Here is a 21701-nt window from a genome sequence, read left to right as displayed (position 1 = left end):
TCTGCGTGTCGTTGGCGCAGGAGGGGCTCAGCCGCGCAGCGCCGCCGCGCACTCGCGCACCAGCGCCGGGCCGCGGTAGATCAGGCCGCTGTAGACCTGCACCAGCTTCGCGCCGGCGTCGATCTTGGCGCGCGCATCGGCGCCGCCAAAGATGCCGCCCACGCCGATGATCGGCACCGCGTCGCCGACCACGCCGCGCAGCGCGCGCACCACGCGGGTCGACGCTTCAAACACTGGGCGGCCGGACAGGCCGCCGGCTTCCTCGGCGTGCGGCAGGCCCTTGACCGCCTCGCGCGAGATGGTAGTGTTGGTCGCGATCACGCCATCGATCTTGTGCCGGACCAGCGCGTCGCCGATATTGCCGATCTGGTCGGCATCCAGGTCCGGCGCGATCTTCAGCGCCAGCGGCACATAGCGCTTGTGCCGGTCGGCCAGGCGCTGCTGCGCGTCCTTCAGCGTCGACAGCAGGCTGTCCAGTTCGCTGGCGCCCTGCAGCTGGCGCAGGTTCTTGGTGTTGGGCGACGAGATATTCACCGTCACGTAGCTGGCGTGGGGGTAGACGCGCTCCAGGCAGTACAGGTAGTCGTCGTTGGCGCGCTCGATCGGGGTATCGGCGTTCTTGCCGATGTTCAGCCCCAGCACGCCACCCTCGGCCTTCCAGCGCGATGCCTGCACGTTGGCGACGAAGGCATCGACGCCGCCGTTGTTGAAGCCCATGCGGTTGATCAGCGCATCGGCCTGCGGCAGCCGGAACATGCGCGGGCGCGGGTTGCCCGGCTGGGCGCGCGGCGTGACCGTGCCAACTTCGACAAAGCCGAAGCCCAATGCGGCCAGCCCGTCGATATAGGCGCCGTCCTTGTCCAGTCCAGCGGCCAGCCCGACCGGGTTGGGAAAACGCACCCCCATGACCGTGCGCGGATCATCGGCAATCTTGTTGCCGATGCAGCCGCCGAGGCCCATGCGATGGGCGCGCAGCAGGTTGTTCAGCGTGAAATGGTGGGCGTCCTCCGCATCCATCGAGAACAGGGCGGGGCGAAACAGGGGGTAGAGCGCGTTGAGCACGTGGGAGGCGGCCGGCGGGGCGGCGCGGAAGTCAGGTCCAGGCCGGCATTGTAGCGGCTGGGCCGCCTGCCCGCGCGCTGGACCAGGCTACTCGTGAGTGGCCGGCGGTGCCGGGCTGCCCTCAACTCCATCCCCGGCTTCGTCCTCGAATGCGTGCCAGTGGTTGCCGGTCAGCACCTGCAGCGGCCGGAAGCGTGCCTTGTAGGCCATCTTGCGGCTGTCGGCGATCCAGTAGCCCAGGTAGAGATGCGGCAGGCCCAGTTCACGCGTCTGGCGGATCTGCCAGAGGATGTTGTAGGTGCCGTAGCTGGCGTTGCGTTCGAGCGGGTCGTAGAAGGTGTAGACCGACGACAGCCCGTCGTCGAGCACGTCGATCATGCTGACCATGCGCAGGCACCCGGCCTCGGGCGAGCCCGGCGGTTCGCGGAATTCCACCAGGCGCGAATTGACGCGGCTCTGCAGCAGGAACTGCTCGTACTGGTCGCGGCTGTCCTGGTCCATGCCGCCGCCGGCGTGGCGCATCGACTGGTACAGCAGGTACAGCGAATAATGCTCTTCGACATAGGTCAGCGGCGCGACCAGTGCCTGCAGGTGCTGGTGGCGGCTCCAGGCGCGGCGCTGCGAGCGGTCCGGCGTGAACTGGTCGACCACCACGCGGCACGGCGTGCAGGCGTGGCATTCGTCGCAATACGGCCGGTAGGTGAAGATGCCGCTGCGGCGAAAGCCGGCGCGCACCAGGCGCGAATAGACGTCGGCATTGATCAGGTGCGCCGGGGTGGCCACCTGGGAGCGTGCCATGCGGCCGTCGAGATAGCTGCAAGCGTAGGGCGCCGTGGCGTAGAACTGCAGCGCGGAGAGCGGTAGTTCCTTCAGCTTGCTCATGACTCAGGGGGCTCCGGGCGGGACGGTGCGTTTGCGCGGGCAGCTTCGGACAGTCAGCCTTGGCGTCCCGTGCCAGGATTCAGCCGGCCGGCGCGGCTGGCGTCCCGGCCCAGCGCTCCAGCACCGATTTGTCGAACCGCCACGGACTGATCGCCGGCTGCGCCGTCGCCGCCCGCACATGGGCCACGAATTCGGCGCGGGGGATCGGGTGCGCACCCAGCGAGGCCAGGTGGTCGGTTTCCTGCTGGCAGTCTATCATCGCCACGCCGTGGTTGCCGAGGAACGCGCACAGCGCCGCCAGCGCGATCTTGGAGGCATCGGTGCGGTGCGCGAACATCGATTCGCCGAAGAACATGCGCCCCAGTGCGACCCCGTACAGGCCGCCTACGCGCTCGCCGCGATACCAGCTTTCGACCGAATGGGCCATGCCTTTGCGGTGCAGCGTGCCATACGCGCCAATGATGTCGTCGGTGATCCAGGTGCCGTCCTGGCCGTCGCGCGGCGTGGTTGCGCAGGCGCGCATCACCGCCAGGAAGTCGTCGTCGACGCGGATCTCCCAGTCAGCATCGCGCAGCACGCGCCGCAACGTCTTGCGCAGGTTGACCGAGATGCGCAGCGCCGGCGGGGCCAGTACCATGCGCGGATCGGTGCTCCACCACAGCACCGGCTGGCCGCTTGAATACCACGGGAAGATGCCCTGGCGATACGCCAGCAGCAGCCGCTGGGGCGACAGCTCGCGGCTGGCGGCGAGCAGCCCCGGGGCCTCGGAATCAGGCCCGAGCGCGTGCGCTACCGGGGGAAACGGATCTTGTGGGTCCAGCCAGGCAATCATGCGGGCTGCGCCAGAGGGCGATGCGCGGCTGGCCCGCCGCTCAGGGGGTAACCGTGGCCCGGCTGGTCAGCGGGCGCATGGGCTTGTCGATGTCCAGGCTGTGCAGCCGGAAGCTGCTGTCCTGCAGTCGGCCGGCGGCGCGGTCGGCAAAGAAGCAGCGCAGCGTGTGGATGACGGTGGGGAAGGCCAGTTCATCCCAGGGCACATCGGCTTCTTCCACCAGCTTGACCTCCAGGCTTTCCTCGCCGGGGGCGATATCCAGGTCGTCCAGCGTGGCCAGGTAGAACAGATGCACCTGGTGCACATGCGGCACATTCAGGATCGAGAACAGCTCGCCGACCTGCACGCGCGCGCCGGCTTCTTCCAGTGTCTCGCGCGAGGCGGCCTGCGCGGTGGTCTCGCCGATCTCCATGAAGCCCGCCGGCAGGGTCCAGAACCCATAGCGCGGCTCGATCGCGCGCTTGCAAAGCAGGACCTTGTCTTCCCACACCGGGATCGTGCCCACGACGTTGCGGGGATTGACGTAGTGAATGGTGCCGCAGTTGTCGCAAACACTGCGCGGGCGGTTGTCGCCGTCAGGCACGCGCAACACGACCGCATGACCACAGTTCGAGCAGAATTTCATGAGGGGCGTCCGGGAGGAATGGCGAAAGTGTATCACCCTCGCGGAGGAGGTCGGCAGGGGTGATTGGGGCATTGGGGTACCAATGGTCAACGCCGCCTGATACTGCGCAGAGGCCGGCATTGAGACACCAGCGTGGCGTGCCGGCGTTGGGTTGCAGCAGAAAACAAAAAACCCGCCAGGGGCGGGTCTATCTGCTTTGACGGTGCCGCGCATGATACGCATCATGCGGTTGGTTGCGGGGGCAGGACTTGAACCTGCGACCTTCGGGTTATGAGCCCGACGAGCTGCCAACTGCTCCACCCCGCGTCCGTCGAAGAAAAGATTATATGGCATCCGGTTGCGCAATGCAACACCTGTTTGAAGATACTTTCCAGGGGCGCGCATTGCCGCCTGCCATAACGGTTAGATCGCCGGCACGGGGCTTAGGTTCAGCCGTTGTTGGCGTTATCGCTTGTGCGCTGCCACAGCGCGGCTTCGAACTCGAAGCTGTCGCGTTGCTGCAGGTCGTCGCGCTGCCAGATCACGCGTTCGCGGCGCACGGTCAGCATCCAGGTGGTAGTGGCCAGCGGGCTTGGGTGCGAGAACGCGCGCGGGGTCAGCACGGCGCCGCAGGGGCCATGCTGCGGGTCGCGTACGGAGGTATAGCGGATCATGCCAAGGCCGGCTTCGCGCGCGATGCGGCCGAAGGCCTGGCAGGCCTCATGGTGGTCGGGGTCGGTCCAGATGGCCCGGTCCTGGTCGAAGGGCGGTGCGTCCAGCGCCACGCCCGCAGTGTCGACGCGCACTTCGAACAGTGTCTGCGCGCGGGCGTCGATGCGCGGCAGCGCTGGGCTGTCGTTGAGGAAGCGCCAGCGCCAGTAGCCGAGTTCGGCGCAGGCGGTACGGATTTCGTTGGCGCCGTAGAACACGCCGGGGTCCTGGCTGGCGCGAAAGCGCGAGCCCCAGGGCGAGGGCGGATAGCGGAACGGGGTGAACAGCAGGTAGTGCAGATGGCGTGCCTCGGCGGGCACGGCGGGTTTGCCGGCGTCCAGCACGGCTTCCAGCACAGCCTGTTCTTCCAGGCTGTCGACCAGCGGCATGGTGGATACAACATGCTGGGCTTCCACCGCCCGCCACAGTGTGAGCGCGAACTGCCGGCGCTCAGATGCGACCGCGGGTGGCGTCCAGGTAGTGAACGACACGGACCAGACCTTCCGTTGTGCGGATCAATTCGAGGGGCTTGCCGCCCAGTGCCAGGTTTTCATTGGTCAGCCATAGCCGGGCCTGGTCGCCGTGGCCCAGGATGGCATCCAGCGAGCGGAACAGGCGCACGAACAGGACGCCGAACTCCCATTCCTTGCGGTGCGCATCGAGCACATAGCCGCCCGATGCCATGCGCGACACCGAGGCCGTGCTGATGCCCAGCACGCTCGCCACCATGGCCTGGCTGATGCCGAGAAAGCCAGCGGCGCGCATGACCGCCTTGGTCAGCGTGGTGCCGGGGTCGGGGCCGCCGGCGGGATCGGTTTCCGGAATCCGCCTGGATTGCATCGCCTTTGCTCCTGTTTCTTGAGAAATATTATAGGCGATGTATTTCAGAAGGGAAGTGCTTGCTGAAAAAAGCAGCAGCTTGCGGGGCGATTTGTTGTTTTTCGGCTAGTAGGTCTCGATATGCAGCCGGCCTTCCGATTTCATCGTGGTCTCCAGCGCCTTCCAGTTAAGACCGGCGCTGGCGCAGACCGTTTCAAAGGCGGCCAGCACACCTTCTTCCATCCCCTTCAGGCCGCAGATATAGACATGGCCATTGGCGTCGCCCAGCAGCGCGGCGACGCTGCCGGCGGCCTCGCGGATCGCATCCTGCACGTAGCGGCGCGGTGTTGCCGGGTCGCGCGAGAAGGCGAAGTGGATATCGAGGAAGTCCTTGGGCAGCTTCAGCAGCGGGCCGAAGTAGGGCAGTTCGTTGGCGTTGCGCGCGCCGAAGAACAGCAGCCGGCGCCCGCTGAAGTGCGCCATGTTGCGGCGCATGCGTTCTGTCATGGCGCGCATTGGCGCCGAGCCCGTGCCGGTGCAGATCATCATCACGCTGGCCGCGGCGTGGTTGGGCATCAGGAAAGTCGATCCGAACGGGCCCACCACCTGCACCGTGTCGCCCTTGGCCAGGTCGCACAGGTAGTTGGAGGCCACGCCCAGCACCGGCTTGCCGTCGTGGTCCTGGTCCACCCGTTTAACGGTCAGCGCCAGGTTGTTGTAGCCCGGGCGTTCGCCGTCGCGCGGGCTGGCCACCGAGTACATGCGGATGTAGTGCGGCTTGCCCGACGCATCCGTGCCCGGCGGCTCGATGCCGATCGACTGGCCTTCCAGGATCGGGAAGAAGTGCGTGCCGAAATCCAGCACGATATGGTGGATGTCGCTGGACGCGTCCTCGGCGGTCAGCCGGTAGTTGCCGGCCACGGTCGCCGCGACCGGCGCGCGCACGCCGTGCAGGTTCACATAGGGATGGGCAGCCGACCACGGCGCACGCGCCGAGGTGTGGTGGCTGGTTTCGACGGACTGGATGGCGGTGTCCGTGGCCGCAGCGGATGCCGTGCCGCTGTCGGCGCTGGCATCCGGCGACTCGCCCAGGTTGGCGAGATCCGGCAACGGCACCTCGGCAGGCAGTTCGTCCCACAACAGCTGCGCCTCGATCGGGTAGGCCTGGCCGCGCAGCATGGTGCGCCAGTTGTCGATGGCGCCGGTCGGGCAGGGCGACAGGCAGGCATTGCAGCCGTTGCACACGTCGGCCCTGACCACGTAGTTGCGGTCGTCGTGGGTGATTGCATCGATCGGACAGGTGTCCTCGCACGTATTGCAGCGGATGCAGATTTCCGGATCGATCAGGTGCTGCTTGATGATGTCGGGGGCGCCCATGGCGTGTCTCCGGTGTCTCCCTGGCCTGCCTTGTTGTTCGGATTCAGTTGAAACGCACGTACTCGAAATCCATCGGCTGGCGGTTGATGCCCACCGCCGGCGGCGCGATCCAGTTGGCGTACTTGCCGGGCTCGGTCACGCGGCCCATCAGCGAGGCGACAAAGGCGCGGTCTTCCTCGGTGGCCAGCCAGTCGCGCTCGTTGGCCTGCCATTCGGCCTCGGAAATCAACTGGCCCTCGGGCGAGACGTGGACATTGGCCAGCGTGCCGATCTTGCGGTTGAAGGCCTTGTGCGGCACGGTCAGGCGGAACGCGATCCCGGCCTTCTCGATGACCTTGTTCCAGCGCGCCACGCCGCCCATGCTGTCCTTGATGTAGTCGTCGCGCAGCACTTCATTGAGCGCGTTGAGCATCGGCACTTCGCGCTCGCCCAGGTGGCCGTCTCGCACTTCCAGTACGCGGTAGACATCGCCCTTGAGCACATGGTCGTCGGCGCGCTTGCCTTCCTCGAAGCGGCCTTTCAGGCCCGCGCTGTAGAAGGTGGCGGCGTTGGACGACTGGTCGGCGCCGAACAGGTCGATGGTGACGCTGTAGTGGAAGTTCAGGTAGCGCTGGAGGGTCGGCAGATCGATCACGCCGGCGGCTCGCACCTCGGCCGGGTCTTCGATGCCGCGCTCGCGCATCACCTCGCAGGTTCGCTGGATCACGCGCGAGACGCCCGATTCGCCGACGAACATATGGTGCGCCTCCTCGGTCAGCATGAAGCGCGTGGTGCGCGCCAGCGGATCGAAGCCGGATTCGGCCAGCGCGCATAGCTGGAACTTGCCGTCGCGGTCGGTGAAGTAGGTGAACATGAAGAACGACAGCCAGTCCGGCGTGCGCTCGTTGAAGGCGCCGAGGATGCGCGGATTGTCCTGGTCGCCCGAGCGGCGTTCCAGCAACGCCTCGGCTTCCTCGCGGCCGTCGCGGCCGAAATAGCGGTGCAGCAGGTACACCATCGCCCACAGGTGGCGGCCTTCTTCCACGTTGACCTGGAACAGGTTGCGCAGGTCGTACAGGCTGGGCGCGGTCAGGCCCAGGTGGCGCTGCTGCTCGACCGAGGCGGGCTCGGTATCGCCCTGCGTGACAATGATGCGGCGCAGGTTGGCGCGGTGCTCGCCCGGCACGTCCTGCCAAGCGGCTTCGCCCTTGTGCTCGCCGAAGTGGATCTTGCGCTCGGGGTCGGCCGGCTGCAGGAAGATGCCCCAGCGGTAGTCCGGCATCTTGACGTGGTCGAAATGCGCCCAGCCCGATGGATCGACCGACACCGCGGTGCGTAGGTACACATCAAAGTTGTGCGAGCCATCGGGACCCATGTCGCGCCACCAGTCGAGGAACGCCGGTTGCCAGTGTTCCAGCGCGCGCTGCAGCGCGCGGTCGTCGGACAGGTTGACGTTGTTGGGAATCTTCTGGCTGTAGTCGATGCTCACGTGCTGTCTCCTGTGTTGTCTGGTGGGGATGCGTGCTACACGCGGTCCCAGTCGAAGCGCGCCTTGTTGCCGCTGCCGAAGACCTTGAGCGCGCCGTTTTCGCCGACGGCGTTGGGGCGCTGGAAGATCCAGTTCTGCCATGCGGTCAGGCGGCCGAAGATGCGCGTTTCCATGGTCTCGGCGCCGCCGAAGCGCAGGTTGGCTTCCATCCCGGTGAGTGCATCGGGCGACAGGCTGGCGCGCTCTTCCAGTGCGATGCGGATCTCGTCCTCCCAGTCGATATCGTCCGGCGCGGCGGTGATCAGCCCGAGCGAGTCGGCACTGAGCGCATCCAGCGGCGCGCCGATGTGTTCCTGCACCGCCGTGAGCGTGGGCTCGTCGCCATAAAAACGTGCGGCCAGCCGGGTTTGCCCGTTGGGCATGGGGTAGTGGCCGAAGTTGAGCGCGGAGACGAACACGCGCGGTGCATCGTCGGGGGCGTCGGGCAGGTGCAGCATGTAGCTGCGGTCGGCGGCCAGGGCCAGTTCCAGCAGCGTGCCGGCAAAGCAGGAATCCGGCTCGATCAGCGCGATCAGGCTGCGCGAGGACACGTCAAGCCGCGCCAGCGTGCGGCGCAGCATGCCGATGGTCTCGCGCACGAACCAGTGGCCGGCGTGTGCCTGCAGCAGTGCATCGGCCGCCAGCACCGCGGAGGGGGCGCCATCGGTCTTCAGTACCCAGATGCCGATATCGAGATGGTTGGCGCGCAGCGTCAGAATGGCGTCGTCAAGTTCGCGCGCCATCTTCAACGGCCACCATTGCGCGCCGGCCGCGACCAGGCCGGCGAGATCGGTCTGCTGGTGCTTGTCCGGCCCGAATACGGTCAGCGTGGCCCTGCGTGCCGCGGCATCGACATGCACGCGCACGGTCTCGTAGCGGTAGCCGTCCGGCTCGACGGTGCGCGACAGCGGCGTCAGCGTGATGCCGTGGTGGCCCTGCGGGCGATCGCTGGTGGCCGCCAGCGCCGCCGCGCGCTCGGCGATGTGCTCGGCAAAGCGGGCCGGCTTGACCACGTCGTCGACCAGCTTCCAGTCCTTGGCGCGCTGCCCGCGCACCCCCTCGGTGGTGGTGCAGAAGATATCGGCGTGGTCGCGGCGCACATGGCGCTTGTCGGTCACGCGCGTGAGGCCGCCGGTGCCGGGCAGCACGCCCAGCAGCGGCACCTCGGGCAGGCTCACCGCGGACGAGCGGTCATCGACCAGCACGATCTCGTCGCAGGCCAGCGCCAGTTCATAGCCGCCGCCGGCAGTCGTGCCATTGCAGGCGGCGATGAACTTCAGCCCCGAGTGCCGGCTGGCATCCTCGATGCCATTGCGGGTCTCGTTGGTGAACTTGCAGAAGTTGACCTTCCACGCATGCGAAGACTGCCCCAGCATGAAGATATTGGCGCCCGAGCAGAAGATGCGGTCGCGCGCGCTGGTGAGCACCACGGTGCGCACTTCCGGGTGCTCGAAGCGGATGCGCTGCAGTGCGTCGTGCAGTTCGATGTCGACGCCAAGGTCGTAGGAATTGAGCTTCAGTGCGTAGCCGGGGCGCAGGCCGCCTTCCTCGTCGACATCCATGGCAAGCGTCGCGACGGGGCCGTTGAAGGTCAGTTTCCAGTGGCGGTACTGGTCCGGATGGCGCTCGAAGGTGACGGGTGCAGGCGCGTCTGCGGCGTCTGCGTTGCTGGGGCGTTGCAGGGCGGTTGCCGGCGTGGACATGGCTGTCTCCTGAGTGCACTATAGTGCCTTGCGGCTTTTGATGAAATATAGTGCATGGAGACGGCCGGTGCAATGACTTTGTCAGCCCGTCAGTCACACTGGCCCGCTCGTGGGCGGGATCAGGCGCCGGCGGCCTGCAGCTGGGCGCGCAGTTGCTGCAGCGAGGTGGCAGCGTCCTGGCCGCTGGTGTCGATCGAAATATCGGCGCGGTCATAGAGCGGCGCGCGTGCCTGCAGGATGCGGCGCAGGTCGGCCATGGCCTCGCGGTTGCCTTCCATCGGCCGCATGTCGCCCTGGGCCACCACGCGCGCCATGTGCTCTTCCGGCGAGGTGCGCACCCAGATGGTGTAGCACTGGGCCAGCAGCAGGTTGAAGGTGGCCGGTTCCGAGACCAGGCTGCCGGGCGTGGCCAGCACCATGCGGTCGTGCTCGCGCAGGCTCCGCTCGAGTGCGCGCATTTCATAGCGGCGGTAGGCGGCCTGGCCGTACAGCGAGTGGATCTCGGACAGGCTGGCGCCCGCTTCCTGTTCGATCACGGTATTCAGTTCGACAAAGGGCACGTCCCGGGCGGCTGCCAGTGCGCGCCCCAGCGTCGACTTGCCCGCGCCGCGCAGGCCGATCAGCGCGATGCGGCGGTGGCGTGCATCGCCGGACTCTTCTGGTGCCAGCGCGTGGCGGCTGGCCTCGCGCACGCGCGCTAGGTCGCCGGCGGGCAACTGCGCCAGCCATTGCACCATCTGTGCGAACTCGGTGGCCTGCTGCCCGTTGAGGCTGTCTACTTCGGCCAGCACCACCGGCAGCGGCACATCGAGCGCGCGCGCCACCTGCCGCAGCAGCAGCACCGAGGCATTACCGGTGCCGGTTTCCAGGTTGGCCAGGTAACGCTCGGAGACGCCGGCGCCGCGCGCGAGGTCCTTGCGCGACATGCCGCGCGAGGCGCGCAGCGACCGGATGCGCTCGCCCAGCTGCGTCAGGTAGGGATCGCGTTCGCCGTTGGCGGCAGGCGCGGGACGCGTGTCGGCCGCGCCGGCGCTGTCGGCATTCTCGGCATTGGCGGCGGGCAGCGGGGCGGAATCGCGGCGCATGGTGGCGGTCGGGTTGGGTCTGGCAAAAAATGCAAGGGCGCATTATACGGGCAGCTGGCAGTCAGTCCTGGCGCGCCAAGTGGCGCCTCAGGCGTCTGTCATCGATAAGCCCTGTTCTATAGTGCATTCCCTTGCTTGCATAATAGTTGATATGAAATAAAATGCATCAACAAGCGGATGCCGGCGCGCCAGCTGCCGGACACCAGAACAGCGACTGGCCTGACGCCGGCGCGACACCAGCCGGATAGCGGCGGGCACGCGGCGCGCGACACCAAGGAGTGGAGACATGACGCCCCCCAATACCGCCGCCGGTGCAGCGAGTGCCGCCACGGCGCTGCCGCCACGCTATAACGCCGCCGAAGACCTGTTGTCGCGCAACCTCGGGGCGGGGCGCGGCGGCAAGACCGCCTATATCGACGACACCACCTCGCTGACCTATGCCGAACTCGATGTCCGCGCCCGCCGCTTTGCCGGCGCACTGCGCGAGGCCGGCTTCCGGCAGGAAGAGCGCCTGTTGCTGTGCGCGCTCGATACCATCGATTTCCCGACGGTGTTCCTCGGCTGCCTGTTGGCGGGCGTGGTGCCGGTGGCCGTCAATACCCTGCTGACCGCGGACGACTACGCCTACATGCTTGGCCACAGCGGCGCGCGCGCGGTGGTGGTATCCGAGCCGCTGCTGCCGGTGATGAAGGCCGCGATCGACAAGAGCGGGCTGTCGCCGACGGTGATTCAGGCTGCGCCGCACGGCGACGCCGCGCCGGCGTGCAGCGTCGGCGCGATGCTGGCGCGCACGCGCTCCCCGGCGCCGGCGGCAAGCACTGGCCCGGACGACATGGCGTTCTGGCTGTACTCGTCCGGTTCCACCGGCCGGCCCAAGGGTACCGTCCACACCCACGGCAACCTGTTTCACACGGCTGACCTGTATGCGCGGCAGGTGCTGGGCATCCGCGAGGATGATGTGGTGTTTTCTGCCGCCAAGCTGTTCTTTGCCTACGGGCTGGGCAATGCGCTGACCTTCCCGATGTCGGTCGGCGCCACCACCGTGCTGATGGCCGAGCGGCCTACGCCGGCGGCCGTGTTCAAACGGCTGCGCGAGCAGCGTCCCACGGTGTTTTGCGGCGTCCCAACGCTGTTTGCGGGCATGCTGGCCGCGCCCGATCTGCCGCCGCGCGCCGAGGTGGCGCTGCGCGTCTGCACCTCGGCCGGCGAGGCGCTGCCGCGCGATATCGGCGAACGCTTCCTGGCGCATTTCGGCAGCGACATCCTGGACGGCATCGGCTCCACCGAGATGCTGCATATCTTCCTGTCGAACCGGCCGGGCGAGGTGCGCTACGGCACTACCGGCGTGCCAGTGCCTGGCTACGAGCTGAAGCTGCTGGACGAGCATGGGGAGCCCTGCGCGCCCGGCGAGATCGGCGATCTCTATATCAAGGGCCCGAGTGCCGCGCTGATGTACTGGTGCAACCGCGACAAGAGCCGCGATACCTTTGTCGGCGAATGGACGCGCAGCGGCGACAAGTACCTGCGCGATGCCGATGGCTACTACACCTATGCCGGGCGCAGCGACGACATGCTCAAGGTGGGCGGCATCTACGTCTCGCCGTTCGAGGTCGAGGCCGCGCTGGCTCAGCATCCGGCCGTGCTTGAGGCGGCGGTGATCGGCGTGGCCGATGCCGATGAGCTGGTCAAGCCCAAGGCGTTCGTCGTGCTGCGGCCCGGCCAGCAATGGCATGACGGCATGGCGGCGGAACTGCAGGCCTTTATCAAGTCGCGCCTCGCGCCGTACAAGTACCCGCGCCAGATCGAATGCGTGCCCGAGCTGCCCAAGACCGCGACCGGCAAGATCCAGCGCTTCCGGCTGCGCCAGCGCGAGCAAGCCGCGCGCGCCTGACAATCCTTTCCTGAACCGATGCAACAGAACAAAGTGCCCATGCCAGGCAGCCTGGTTGAAATTCCATTCGACAACCGCCGTATCCAGATCGAATGCCAGTGGCTGCGGCCTGAACGCAGGGAGCGCCCGCTGGTGGTATTCCTGCACGAGGGCCTGGGGTCGGTGAGCATGTGGCGGGATTTCCCGCGCGAATTCTGCGAAGCCGGCGACTACCGCGGGCTGGTGTTTTCCCGCTACGGCTACGGGCGTTCCACACCACGGCCGCACCCCGAGAAGTGGCGGCCCGATTTCATGCACAGGCAGGCGCGCGAGGCGCTGCCCGCGCTGTTCGATGCGCTCGACATCGGCCCCGGCCGCGCGCACGGCGTGCCCTGGCTGCTGGGCCACAGCGACGGCGGCTCGATCGCGCTGATCTACGCCGCCAGCTTCCCGCAGGCGGTGGCCGGCATCACCGTGCTGGCGCCGCATATCGTGGTCGAAGACCTGTCGGTGCGCAGCATCGCCGCGACGCGCCAGGCCTACCTGGAGACCGACCTGCGTCAGCGGCTGGCGCGCCATCACGAGGATGTCGATTCGGCCTTCTGGGGCTGGAACGATATCTGGCTCGATCCCGATTTCCGCCACTGGGACCTGCGGCCGCTGCTGTCCGGCCTGCAGTGCCCGGTGCTGGCGGTGCAGGGCGAGGACGACGAGTACGGCACCATGGCGCAGATCGAGGGTATCCATCGATATGCCCCCCAAACCACCTTGCTTAAACTCGCGCGATGCGGGCATTCGCCACACCGGGACCAAAAAGAACCGTTGACGCTGGCTGCCGTTCGGCATATAAATCTGCATACTTCAAACCTAAAATAATTCGGCTTCCCGCCCGTTGCGAAGGGTCCTCACGGTGCATGCGCCAGCGCGGGACACGGCAAGGGCAGGGGTGACCGGCAACGGTCCAGCGAGCCACCGGCTTGATCACCAGGAGACACCATGCGTCGCTTCACCTCGCGCAGGCTTGCGCCTGCCTGCCTTGCCGTCGCCACCGTCTTTGCCATGGCCAGCGCGTCCGCGCAGCCGGCGGCCCCCGCGCCCGCGGCGCCGGGCGGCAAGATCAAGGTCGGCTTCATGCTGCCGTACACGGGCACCTATGCCGCGCTGGGCACCGCCATCGAGAACGGTTTCCGCATGTACGTGCAGCAGCAGGGCGGCAAGCTCGGCGGGCGCGACATCGAGTACTTCAAGGTCGACGATGAATCCGATCCGGCCAAGGCGCCGGAGAACGCCACCAAGCTGGTCAAGCGCGACCAGGTCGACGTGGTGGTCGGCACGGTGCATTCCGGTGTGCAGATGGGCATCGTCAAGGTGGCCAAGGAAAACAACACGCTGCTGATCATCCCCAACGCCGGCGTGGACGAAGCCACCGGGCCGCTGTGCGGGGCCAATATCTTCCGCACCTCGTTCTCCAACTGGCAGCCTGGCTACGCCATGGGCCAGGTGCTGGGCGAGCGCGGCCTGAAGAAGGTGGTGACGCTGACCTGGAAGTACGCCGCCGGCGAGCAGTCGGTGAAGGGCTTCAAGGAAGCATTCGAAGCCAAGGGCGGCAAGGTGGTGAAGGAACTGAACCTGCCGTTCCCCAATGTCGAATTCCAGGCGCTGATCACCGAAGTGGCCTCGCTCAAGCCCGACGCCGTGTTCGTGTTCTTTGCCGGCGGCGGCGCCGTCAAGTTCGTCAAGGACTGGGCCGCGGCGGGACTCAAGGACAAGATCCCGCTGTATGGCTCGGGCTTCCTGACCGACGGCACGCTCGAGGCGCAGGGCACTGCCGCGCAGGGTCTGGAAACCACGCTGCATTACGCCGATGGCCTGACCAACCCGCGCGACAAGAATTTCCGCCTGGACTATGCCAAGACCTACAAGCTGCAGCCCGACGTGTACGCGGTGCAGGGCTACGATGCCGCCCAGCTGCTGGCGGCCGGCGCCACCGCGGTGAAGGGCGACATGACGCGCAAGGCCGACCTGTACAAGGCCATGGGCGCGGCAAAGATCGACAGCCCGCGTGGTGCCTTCACGTTGTCGAAGGCACATAACCCGGTGCAGGACTTCTACTTGCGCAAGGTCGACGGGCGCGAGAACAAGGTCAGCTCGGTTGCGGTGAAGGCGCTGGCTGATCCTGCGCGCGGCTGCCGGCTGTAAGGCCATCCAGGCCTGCCGGTTTGCTCCCCTCTCCCGCTTGCGGGAGAGGGGCGGGGGAGAGGGCAGGAGCCCCCAACGAAGTGAAGGCCTTCGCATCCCGCAAGCGCCGGCCCTCTCCCCCAACCCCTCTCCCGCGCGCGGGAGAGGGGAGCCTGCCACCGGCACGCGTGGCGCTGTCGGACATTTGGTGCATTACCCCGCATGGATATCGTCTCCTTCCTGATCCAGTGCCTGAACAGCGTGCAGTACGGCCTGCTGCTGTTCCTGGTCGCCAGCGGCCTGACGCTGATCTTCGGCATCATGGGCGTGATCAACCTCGCCCACGGCAGCTTCTACATGCTGGGTGCTTACCTGGCCTTCACGCTTGCGGGGCTGACCGGCAACCTGTTCATCGCCATTCCGCTGGGCATCGTGCTGGCGGTGGCGTTCGGCTACGTGCTGGAGTGGGCCTTCTTCAGCTACCTGTATGAGCGCGATCACCTGCAGCAGGTGCTGATGACCTACGGCCTGATCCTGGTGTTCGAGGAACTGCGCAGCATCCTGGTCGGCGACGACGTCCACGGCGTGCAGGTGCCGGCGCTGCTGGACGGCGCGCTGGCGATCGGCAACGACATGACTTACCCGGTGTACCGCCTCTTTATCTCCGCCATCTGCCTGGTGGTGGCCGTGGCGATGTACTACGTGATCCGCCGCACCCGGCTGGGCATGATGATCCGCGCCGGCGCCACCAATCGCGAGATGGTGCAGTCGCTCGGCATCAATATCACGGTGCTGTACCGCTTCGTGTTCGCGCTGGGCGTGGCGCTGGCGGTGCTGGCCGGCATGATTGCAGCGCCGGTGTCGTCGGTCTATCCGGGCATGGGTGCGCAGGTGCTGATCGTCTGCTTCGTGGTGGTGGTGATCGGCGGCATCGGTTCGGTCAAGGGGGCGCTGGTGGCATCGCTGTTGCTGGGTTTTGTCGATACCTTCGGCAAGGTGTTCTGGCAGGAGGCGGCCGGCGTGCTGATCTACCTGCTGATGGCGGTGATCCTGCTGTGGAAGCCGCAGGGGCTGTTCAAGGCGGGATGACATGAATCCGACGACATCGCCGGCGCGCCGGCACGCTGCCCGCAACGCCACGCTCGCCACCGCGCTGGGCTGGCTGGTGGCCTTCGCGTTGCTGGCCGGGCTGCCGCTGCTGCTGACCGCGGACAGCCACAAGTTTTATATCGAGCTGCTCAGCAAGGTGATGATCATGGCGATCTTCGCGCTGTCGCTGCAGTTGCTGATCGGCTACACCGGGCTGGTCAGCCTGGGGCATGCCGCGTACTTTGCCATGGCGGCGTATGCCACCGCGATGCTGGCGCCACAGGCCGGCCCGGGCAATGGCTGGCTGCTGCTGGCCGGCGCGCTCGCGGCATCGGCCGCGCTGGCGCTGGTGGTGGGGGCGCTGGTGCTGCGCACGCGCGGCGTGTATTTCATCATGGTGACGCTGGCGTTCGCGCAGATGGTGTATTTCGTCTTCCACGACACCAACGTCGCGGGCGGCAGCGACGGTACCTATATCTACTTCCGGCCGGAGTTCCCGGTGCCCGGCGAACACCCGCTGACGGTCAACGACCCCATGCACTTCTACTGGATGGTGTGGCTGGGGCTGGTGGTGACGGTGGCGGTGCTGATGCTGGTGCTGCGCTCGCGCTTCGGCCACGCGCTGGTCGGCATCCGCCACAATGAGCAGCGCATGCGCGCGGCCGGCTATGCCACGTACCGTTACCAGCTTGGCGCCTTTGTCGCGGGCGGGCTGCTGGCGGGGCTGGCCGGGTTTCTCTATGCGATCCAGTTTGGCTTCGTCAATCCGGAGATCGCGTCGTGGCACCAGTCCGGCAACGCCATGCTGATGGTGATCCTGGGCGGCGTGGGCAGCCTGGCCGGCGCGGTGCTGGGCGCTTTCTCGTTCGTGCTGCTGGCCGAGTGGTTCAGTACGCTGACCAAGCACTGGCAGTTGCTGATGGGCGGCTTCATCATCGTGGCGGTGGCGCTGCTGCCGCGCGGACTGGTCAGCCTGCCGTCGGTGCTGCGGCACGGGCGCCGCGGACGCCGCAATGGCGATGCCGGCAACGGCACGGATGAGGCCGCGGGCACCGCGGACAGCCGCGGCGAAGGGCACCGGAATACGGAGGCCGCATGACATCGCAAGGCACCCCGATCCTGCAGGCGCGGCAGCTGACCCGGCGCTTCGGCGGCCTGACCGCCGTGGCTGACGTCGACCTGTCGCTGGCACTGCATGAGATCCATGCCGTGATCGGCACCAACGGCGCGGGCAAGTCCACGCTGATCAATATGCTGTCCGGTGAATTGCCGCCGTCGTCCGGCCGCCTGCACCTGAAGGGCGAGGACGTGACCGGCTGGTCGCAGCCGCGGCTGGCGCGCCACGGGGTGGGGCGCAGCTACCAGCGCAACAACATCTTCCTGCCGCTGACGGTGCGCGAGAACTGCCGGCTGGCCGCGCAGTCGCGCGCGCAGCGCGCCTGGCGCCTGTGGGAAGGCGCCCAGCGCTGCCGCACCAGCGCCGCGCTGGCCGACGAGGCCATGGAGCGCGCCGGCCTGGCGCACCTGGCGGACCGGCTCGCCAGCGATCTTGCGCATGGCCAGAAGCGCCAGCTGGAGGTGGCGATGTGCCTGGCCACGCAGCCGGTCGCGCTGCTGCTGGACGAGCCGCTGGCCGGCATGGGCGCGGAAGAGTCGGCGCGGATGCTGGCGCTGTTGCGCGGCCTGCGCGAGGGCCACGCCATCCTGCTGGTCGAACATGACATGGACGCGGTGTTCTCGGTCGCCGACCGCATCACCGTGATGGTCAACGGCGCCGTGATTGCCACCGGCAGCCCCGAGGCGATCCGGACCAACCACGAGGTCCAGGTCGCCTACCTGGGTGAGGAAGAGAGCGAGGCTGCATGAACGCACCGACCAATGCGCCGATGATCGAAGCCACCGGCATCAACGCCTGGTATGGCTCCAGCCACGTGCTGCGCGACGTCGACTTCACCGTGGGCGTGGGCGAGACGGTCGGACTGCTGGGGCGCAATGGCATGGGCAAGAGCACGCTGTTGCGCACGCTGCTGGGCCATGTGCGCCAGCGCCAGGGGCAAATCCGCGTGGCCGGCCGCGATGTCTCGCGCGCGCAGCCGTTCGAGGTGGCGCGCCTGGGCGTGGCCTATGTGCCGGAGGGCCGCGGCATCTTCCCCAGCCTGTCGGTGCGCGAAAACCTGCTGATGGCCGCGCGCAAGGGCTGCAACGGCCGCAATGACTGGGACGAAGCGCGCGTGCTCGACCTGTTCCCGCGCCTGAAGGAACGCCTGTCCCATGGCGGCCAGCAACTGTCCGGCGGCGAGCAGCAGATGCTGTCCATCGGCCGCGCGCTGATGACCAATCCCGACTGCCTGGTGCTCGACGAAGCCACCGAAGGGCTGGCGCCGCGCATCGTGCGCGAGATCTGGGAAGTCATCGCCACCGTGCGCGGCACCGGCATCGCCTCGGTCGTGGTCGACCGCAATTTCCGCTCGGTGCTGGCGCACGCCGACCGCGCCGTGGTGCTGGAGAAGGGCCGGGTGGTGATGGCCGGCCCCGCGTCGGACCTCGCCGGCAAGCCCGAAGCCCTGGACCGCTATCTCGGCGTCTGAACGCGGAGTGCCTTATGCGGCTCCTCTGTTGCGCTGCCGCAACGGCACTTGCGGGCGCGAAGTCACGCAGTTTTGCTCAGCCGGGGCTTGACCATCGGCCGCTTCCCTCCCATCCTTGCGAAGTCACGAAAGCGGCATCCCTTTTTGCCGCAGTGGTCGATAGTCGACAGTTCAACTAGAATTGCGCGCGTTTGTGCAATGCAATAAGAACCGCAAGAAGAACCGGAAACGGGCGCAGCCTCCTGTTGCGCCGGATGGGAACGGATTGCGGCAGAGCCAACAGAGCTGCCGGCGAGCCGGCCGAGCAGACCCAATTTCATGACCCAGTCCACAACCAGCCATTATTTTGTCGAGAGCCCCAGTACGCGCGCCCTGGTGATCGGCGCGGTAGGCGTCGTCTTCGGCGATATCGGCACCAGCCCGCTCTACTCGCTCAAGGAATGCTTCAGCCAGGAACACGGCATTCCGTTCAGCCCTGAAGCCGTGCTTGGCATCATCTCGATGCTGTTCTGGGCGATGATCATCGTCGTTTCGCTCAAATACGTGATGTTCGTGATGCGCGCCGACAATGACGGCGAGGGCGGCGTGCTGGCCCTGATGGCGCTGGCGCTGCGCACGGCGGCACCGCGTTCGCGCATGGCGCACCTGCTGATGATGCTGGGCATCTTTGGCGCATGCATGTTCTATGGCGATGCGGTCATTACGCCGGCAATCTCCGTGCTGTCGGCGGTGGAAGGCCTGGAAATCGCCGCGCCGGGCCTGTCGCATTTCGTCATACCGATCACGCTGGTCATCCTGTGCGCGCTGTTCTTCATTCAGCGCAGCGGCACGCATGCCGTGGGCAAGCTGTTCGGCCCGATCATGGTTGTGTGGTTCATCGCGCTCGGTGCGCTGGGGCTGCTGCACCTGGTGAAGGCGCCGGGCATTCTTCTGGCAGTCAGCCCGCACTATGCGATCAGCTTCCTGATGGAGCATTCGCTGCAGGCCTTCGTCGTGCTGGGTTCGGTGTTCCTGGTGCTGACCGGTGCCGAGGCCCTGTATGCGGACATGGGCCACTTCGGCGCGCGCCCGATCCGCTATGGGTGGTTCGTGCTGGTGATGCCCTGCCTGATGCTCAACTATTTTGGCCAGGGCGCGATGTTGCTGAACAACCCGGCAAACGTCTCCAATCCGTTCTACCTGATGGTGCCGGACATGCTGCAGTTGCCGATGGTGCTGCTGGCGACCGCCGCCACGGTGATTGCTTCACAGGCCGTGATCTCGGGAGCCTTCTCGCTGACCAGCCAGGCTATCCAGCTTGGCTTCGTGCCGCGCATGCGCATCCGCTATACCTCCGCAGCGGAAATCGGCCAGATCTACCTGCCGGTGATCAACTGGATCCTGCTGGTACTGGTGGTGATCGTGGTGATGGCGTTCAAGAAATCCGACAACCTGGCTGCTGCCTACGGTATCGCCGTCACGACGACCATGGTGATCACGACCTTCCTGGCGGCGGTCGTGATGCGGAATGTCTGGAAGTGGAATCCGGTGCTGGTCACGCTGATCGGCCTGTCATTCCTGCTGGTCGACCTGGCGTTCTTCGCGGCCAACTTGCTGAAGATCGCCGAAGGCGGCTGGTTCCCGCTGTTGATGGGCGCTACGGCCTTCTTCCTGCTGATGACCTGGTACAGCGGCCGCAAGCTGCTGCGCGCGCGCAGCCTGGAAGACGGCATCCCGCTCGAGCCCTTTATCGCCGGCCTGCTGGCGCACCCGCCGCACCGCGTCGAGGGCACCGCGGTGTTCCTGACCGGCAATACCGATTCCGTGCCGGTGTCGCTGCTGCACAACCTGAAGCACAACCGCGTGCTGCACGAGCGCGTGGTGTTCCTGACCTTCGTCACGCGCGATATCCCCTACGTGGACGATGACAAGCGCGTGAGCAGCAAGGACCTGGGCGGCGGCGTCTATATCCTGAAGTCCGAATACGGCTTCAAGGAAACGCCGGATGTGCAGAAGGTGCTGGACCTGGCCGACCGCAAGCTGGGCATGCACTTTGAACTGATGGAGACCTCGTTCTTCATCGCGCGCGAATCGGTGATCCCGTCCAAGCTGCCGGGCATGCCGATGTGGCGCGAGAGCCTGTTTGCCTGGATGCATCAGAACGGCGCCAAGCCGTCCGACTTCTTCCAGATCCCGGCCAACCGGGTGGTGGAGCTGGGCACCAAGGTCGAGATCTGAACGCGCGGGCAGCGGCGCCCGCATCCGTCGATCCTTCGCAACCCCCGGGGCGCGCCGCCAGGCCACCCCGGGGGTTTTGCCATCCGCACCGGCGCCTGAGCCTGCGGCGCCGGGACTTTAGTCCTGAGTCACCAGGATGCGGGCATCGCTCACGTGGCCGCGATACGCCTCGAAGATGCGGCGCAGCGCCGCTTCCATGCTGATCTCGGGCTTCCAGCCCAGTTCCTCGACGGTGTTGTCGATCTTCGGCACGCGGTGCTGCACGTCCTGGTAGCCCTTGCCGTAGAAGTCGCCCGACGAGGTCTCGACGATCTGCGTCTTGCGCGCTTCGTCAGCGTACTCGGGATAGTCCGCCGCCATCTTCAGCATCATCTCGGCCAGCTCGCGCACCGAGTGGATATTGCCCGGGTTGCCGATGTTGTAGATCTTGCCGCTGGCCACGCCGTTGGGGTTCTCGATGATGCGCATCAGCGCGCTGATGCCGTCGGCGACATCGGCGAAGGCCCGCTGCTGGGCGCCGCCGTCGACCAGCTTGATCGGCTCGCCGCGCACGATATGGCCGAGGAACTGCGTCACCACGCGCGACGAGCCTTCCTTCGATTCGAAGATCGAGTCCAGCCCGGCGCCGATCCAGTTGAACGGGCGGAACAGGGTGTAGTTCAGGCCTTGCTCCATGCCGTAGGCGTGGATCACGCGGTCCATCAGCTGCTTGGAGCAGGCATAGATCCAGCGCGGCTTGTTGATCGGGCCGTAGACCAGCGGCGACGCCTCGGGGTCGAATTCTTCGTCGCTGCACATGCCGTAGACCTCGGAGGTCGACGGGAACACCAGGTGCTTGCCGTACTTGACCGCGGCGCGCACGATCGGCAGGTTGGCCTCGAAGTCCAGCTCGAACACGCGCAGCGGCTGGCGCACGTAGGTGGCCGGGGTGGCGATGGCCACCAGCGGCAGCACCACGTCGCACTTGCGGATGTTGTACTCGATCCACTCCTTGTTGATGGTGATGTCACCTTCGAAGAAGTGCATGCGCGGGTGGTCGACGAGGTCGCCCAGGCGGTCCGACGACATGTCCATGCCGTAGACTTCCCACGGCGTGGTTTCCAGGATGCGACGCGTCAGGTGGTGGCCGATGAAGCCGTTGACGCCAAGGATCAGTACTTTCTTGCCTTGCATTGGG

The 21701-nt window shown here is 66.7% G+C and carries 20 protein-coding genes and 1 tRNA gene; 8 read left to right on the top strand and 13 right to left on the bottom strand.

Annotated features, from left to right (window positions below):
• Nucleotides 1–27: 27 nt before the first annotated feature.
• The 11 genes from DN412_RS06820 to DN412_RS06770 all read right to left on the bottom strand — a co-directional run bounded on the left by DN412_RS06820 (nucleotide 28) and on the right by DN412_RS06770 (nucleotide 10582).
• Entirely contained in the window at nucleotides 28–1062 is a 1035-nt protein-coding gene (locus DN412_RS06820) for a quinone-dependent dihydroorotate dehydrogenase (RefSeq protein ID WP_115013813.1), read from the bottom strand.
• A gap of 87 nt (nucleotides 1063–1149) precedes the next feature.
• The gene (locus tag DN412_RS06815; protein ID WP_115013812.1) at nucleotides 1150–1944 is read right to left on the bottom strand and encodes an arginyltransferase; all 795 of its coding nucleotides are present in this window, start codon (nucleotides 1942–1944) and stop codon (nucleotides 1150–1152) included.
• Between the two features lie 79 nt (nucleotides 1945–2023).
• A complete protein-coding gene (aat, locus tag DN412_RS06810; protein WP_115013811.1) occupies nucleotides 2024–2776 on the bottom strand; it encodes a leucyl/phenylalanyl-tRNA--protein transferase in 753 nt (250 codons plus the stop codon).
• 40 nt (nucleotides 2777–2816) lie between these two features.
• Nucleotides 2817–3401: an NUDIX hydrolase gene (locus tag DN412_RS06805; protein WP_161563989.1), complete on the bottom strand. Its 585-nt coding sequence runs from the start codon at nucleotides 3399–3401 to the stop codon at nucleotides 2817–2819.
• Nucleotides 3402–3631: 230 nt separating this feature from the next.
• Nucleotides 3632–3707: transfer RNA gene (locus DN412_RS06800), tRNA-Met, on the bottom strand.
• A 122-nt stretch (nucleotides 3708–3829) separates the two neighbouring features.
• Nucleotides 3830–4582 (bottom strand): RES family NAD+ phosphorylase, encoded by a 753-nt coding sequence (locus DN412_RS06795; protein WP_115013809.1) that lies wholly within the window; start codon nucleotides 4580–4582, stop codon nucleotides 3830–3832.
• Nucleotides 4542–4931, bottom strand: coding sequence for an MbcA/ParS/Xre antitoxin family protein (locus DN412_RS06790; RefSeq protein ID WP_078195999.1), 390 nt, complete (start codon nucleotides 4929–4931; stop codon nucleotides 4542–4544). Before DN412_RS06790 ends, DN412_RS06795 begins: the two co-directional genes overlap by 41 nt.
• A gap of 105 nt (nucleotides 4932–5036) precedes the next feature.
• A complete protein-coding gene (gene boxA, locus DN412_RS06785) occupies nucleotides 5037–6287 on the bottom strand; it encodes a benzoyl-CoA 2,3-epoxidase subunit BoxA (protein WP_115013808.1) in 1251 nt (416 codons plus the stop codon).
• Between the two features lie 43 nt (nucleotides 6288–6330).
• Entirely contained in the window at nucleotides 6331–7755 is a 1425-nt protein-coding gene (boxB, locus tag DN412_RS06780; RefSeq protein WP_115013807.1) for a benzoyl-CoA 2,3-epoxidase subunit BoxB, read from the bottom strand.
• A 35-nt stretch (nucleotides 7756–7790) separates the two neighbouring features.
• Nucleotides 7791–9497 (bottom strand): 2,3-epoxybenzoyl-CoA dihydrolase, encoded by a 1707-nt coding sequence (gene boxC, locus DN412_RS06775; RefSeq protein WP_115013806.1) that lies wholly within the window; start codon nucleotides 9495–9497, stop codon nucleotides 7791–7793.
• A gap of 119 nt (nucleotides 9498–9616) precedes the next feature.
• Nucleotides 9617–10582 (bottom strand): helix-turn-helix transcriptional regulator, encoded by a 966-nt coding sequence (locus tag DN412_RS06770; RefSeq protein ID WP_115013805.1) that lies wholly within the window; start codon nucleotides 10580–10582, stop codon nucleotides 9617–9619.
• A 286-nt stretch (nucleotides 10583–10868) separates the two neighbouring features.
• Here DN412_RS06770 and DN412_RS06765 point away from each other — a divergent pair, with 286 nt between their 5' ends.
• The 7 genes from DN412_RS06765 (at nucleotide 10869) to DN412_RS06735 (ending at nucleotide 18307) form a co-directional block, all read left to right on the top strand.
• Entirely contained in the window at nucleotides 10869–12473 is a 1605-nt protein-coding gene (locus DN412_RS06765; RefSeq protein ID WP_115013804.1) for a benzoate-CoA ligase family protein, read from the top strand.
• 18 nt (nucleotides 12474–12491) lie between these two features.
• The gene (locus tag DN412_RS06760) at nucleotides 12492–13328 is read left to right on the top strand and encodes an alpha/beta fold hydrolase (protein WP_115013803.1); all 837 of its coding nucleotides are present in this window, start codon (nucleotides 12492–12494) and stop codon (nucleotides 13326–13328) included.
• A 120-nt stretch (nucleotides 13329–13448) separates the two neighbouring features.
• Nucleotides 13449–14651 (top strand): ABC transporter substrate-binding protein, encoded by a 1203-nt coding sequence (locus DN412_RS06755; protein ID WP_115013802.1) that lies wholly within the window; start codon nucleotides 13449–13451, stop codon nucleotides 14649–14651.
• A gap of 201 nt (nucleotides 14652–14852) precedes the next feature.
• On the top strand, nucleotides 14853–15719 hold the full coding sequence (locus DN412_RS06750; protein WP_078196007.1) for a branched-chain amino acid ABC transporter permease: 867 nt from the start codon (nucleotides 14853–14855) through the stop codon (nucleotides 15717–15719).
• 1 nt (nucleotide 15720) lies between these two features.
• Nucleotides 15721–16818, top strand: a complete 1098-nt coding sequence (locus DN412_RS06745; RefSeq protein ID WP_115013801.1) for a branched-chain amino acid ABC transporter permease — start codon at nucleotides 15721–15723, stop codon at nucleotides 16816–16818.
• Nucleotides 16815–17585: an ABC transporter ATP-binding protein gene (locus tag DN412_RS06740; protein ID WP_078196009.1), complete on the top strand. Its 771-nt coding sequence runs from the start codon at nucleotides 16815–16817 to the stop codon at nucleotides 17583–17585. Before DN412_RS06745 ends, DN412_RS06740 begins: the two co-directional genes overlap by 4 nt.
• Nucleotides 17582–18307, top strand: a complete 726-nt coding sequence (locus DN412_RS06735) for an ABC transporter ATP-binding protein (protein WP_115013800.1) — start codon at nucleotides 17582–17584, stop codon at nucleotides 18305–18307. Before DN412_RS06740 ends, DN412_RS06735 begins: the two co-directional genes overlap by 4 nt.
• 62 nt (nucleotides 18308–18369) lie before the next feature.
• Here DN412_RS06735 and DN412_RS42965 read toward each other — a convergent pair whose 3' ends face one another.
• Nucleotides 18370–18627 (bottom strand): hypothetical protein, encoded by a 258-nt coding sequence (locus tag DN412_RS42965; RefSeq protein ID WP_133303029.1) that lies wholly within the window; start codon nucleotides 18625–18627, stop codon nucleotides 18370–18372.
• Between DN412_RS42965 and DN412_RS06730 the strand changes: the two genes are divergently transcribed.
• Complete coding sequence (locus tag DN412_RS06730; protein WP_115013799.1) at nucleotides 18626–20524, top strand: potassium transporter Kup; 1899 nt, start codon at nucleotides 18626–18628, stop codon at nucleotides 20522–20524. The genes DN412_RS42965 and DN412_RS06730 overlap by 2 nt on opposite strands.
• A 117-nt stretch (nucleotides 20525–20641) precedes the next feature.
• Here DN412_RS06730 and DN412_RS06725 read toward each other — a convergent pair whose 3' ends face one another.
• Nucleotides 20642–21697: a bifunctional UDP-4-keto-pentose/UDP-xylose synthase gene (locus DN412_RS06725; protein ID WP_115013798.1), complete on the bottom strand. Its 1056-nt coding sequence runs from the start codon at nucleotides 21695–21697 to the stop codon at nucleotides 20642–20644.
• Nucleotides 21698–21701 lie beyond the last annotated feature (4 nt).

The organism is Cupriavidus lacunae, from assembly GCF_003353055.1.
GTDB classification, from domain to species: domain Bacteria; phylum Pseudomonadota; class Gammaproteobacteria; order Burkholderiales; family Burkholderiaceae; genus Cupriavidus; species Cupriavidus lacunae.
The sequence above is the reverse complement of the archived record's forward strand: the minus strand, read 5'-3'. Positions and strand labels throughout refer to the sequence as shown.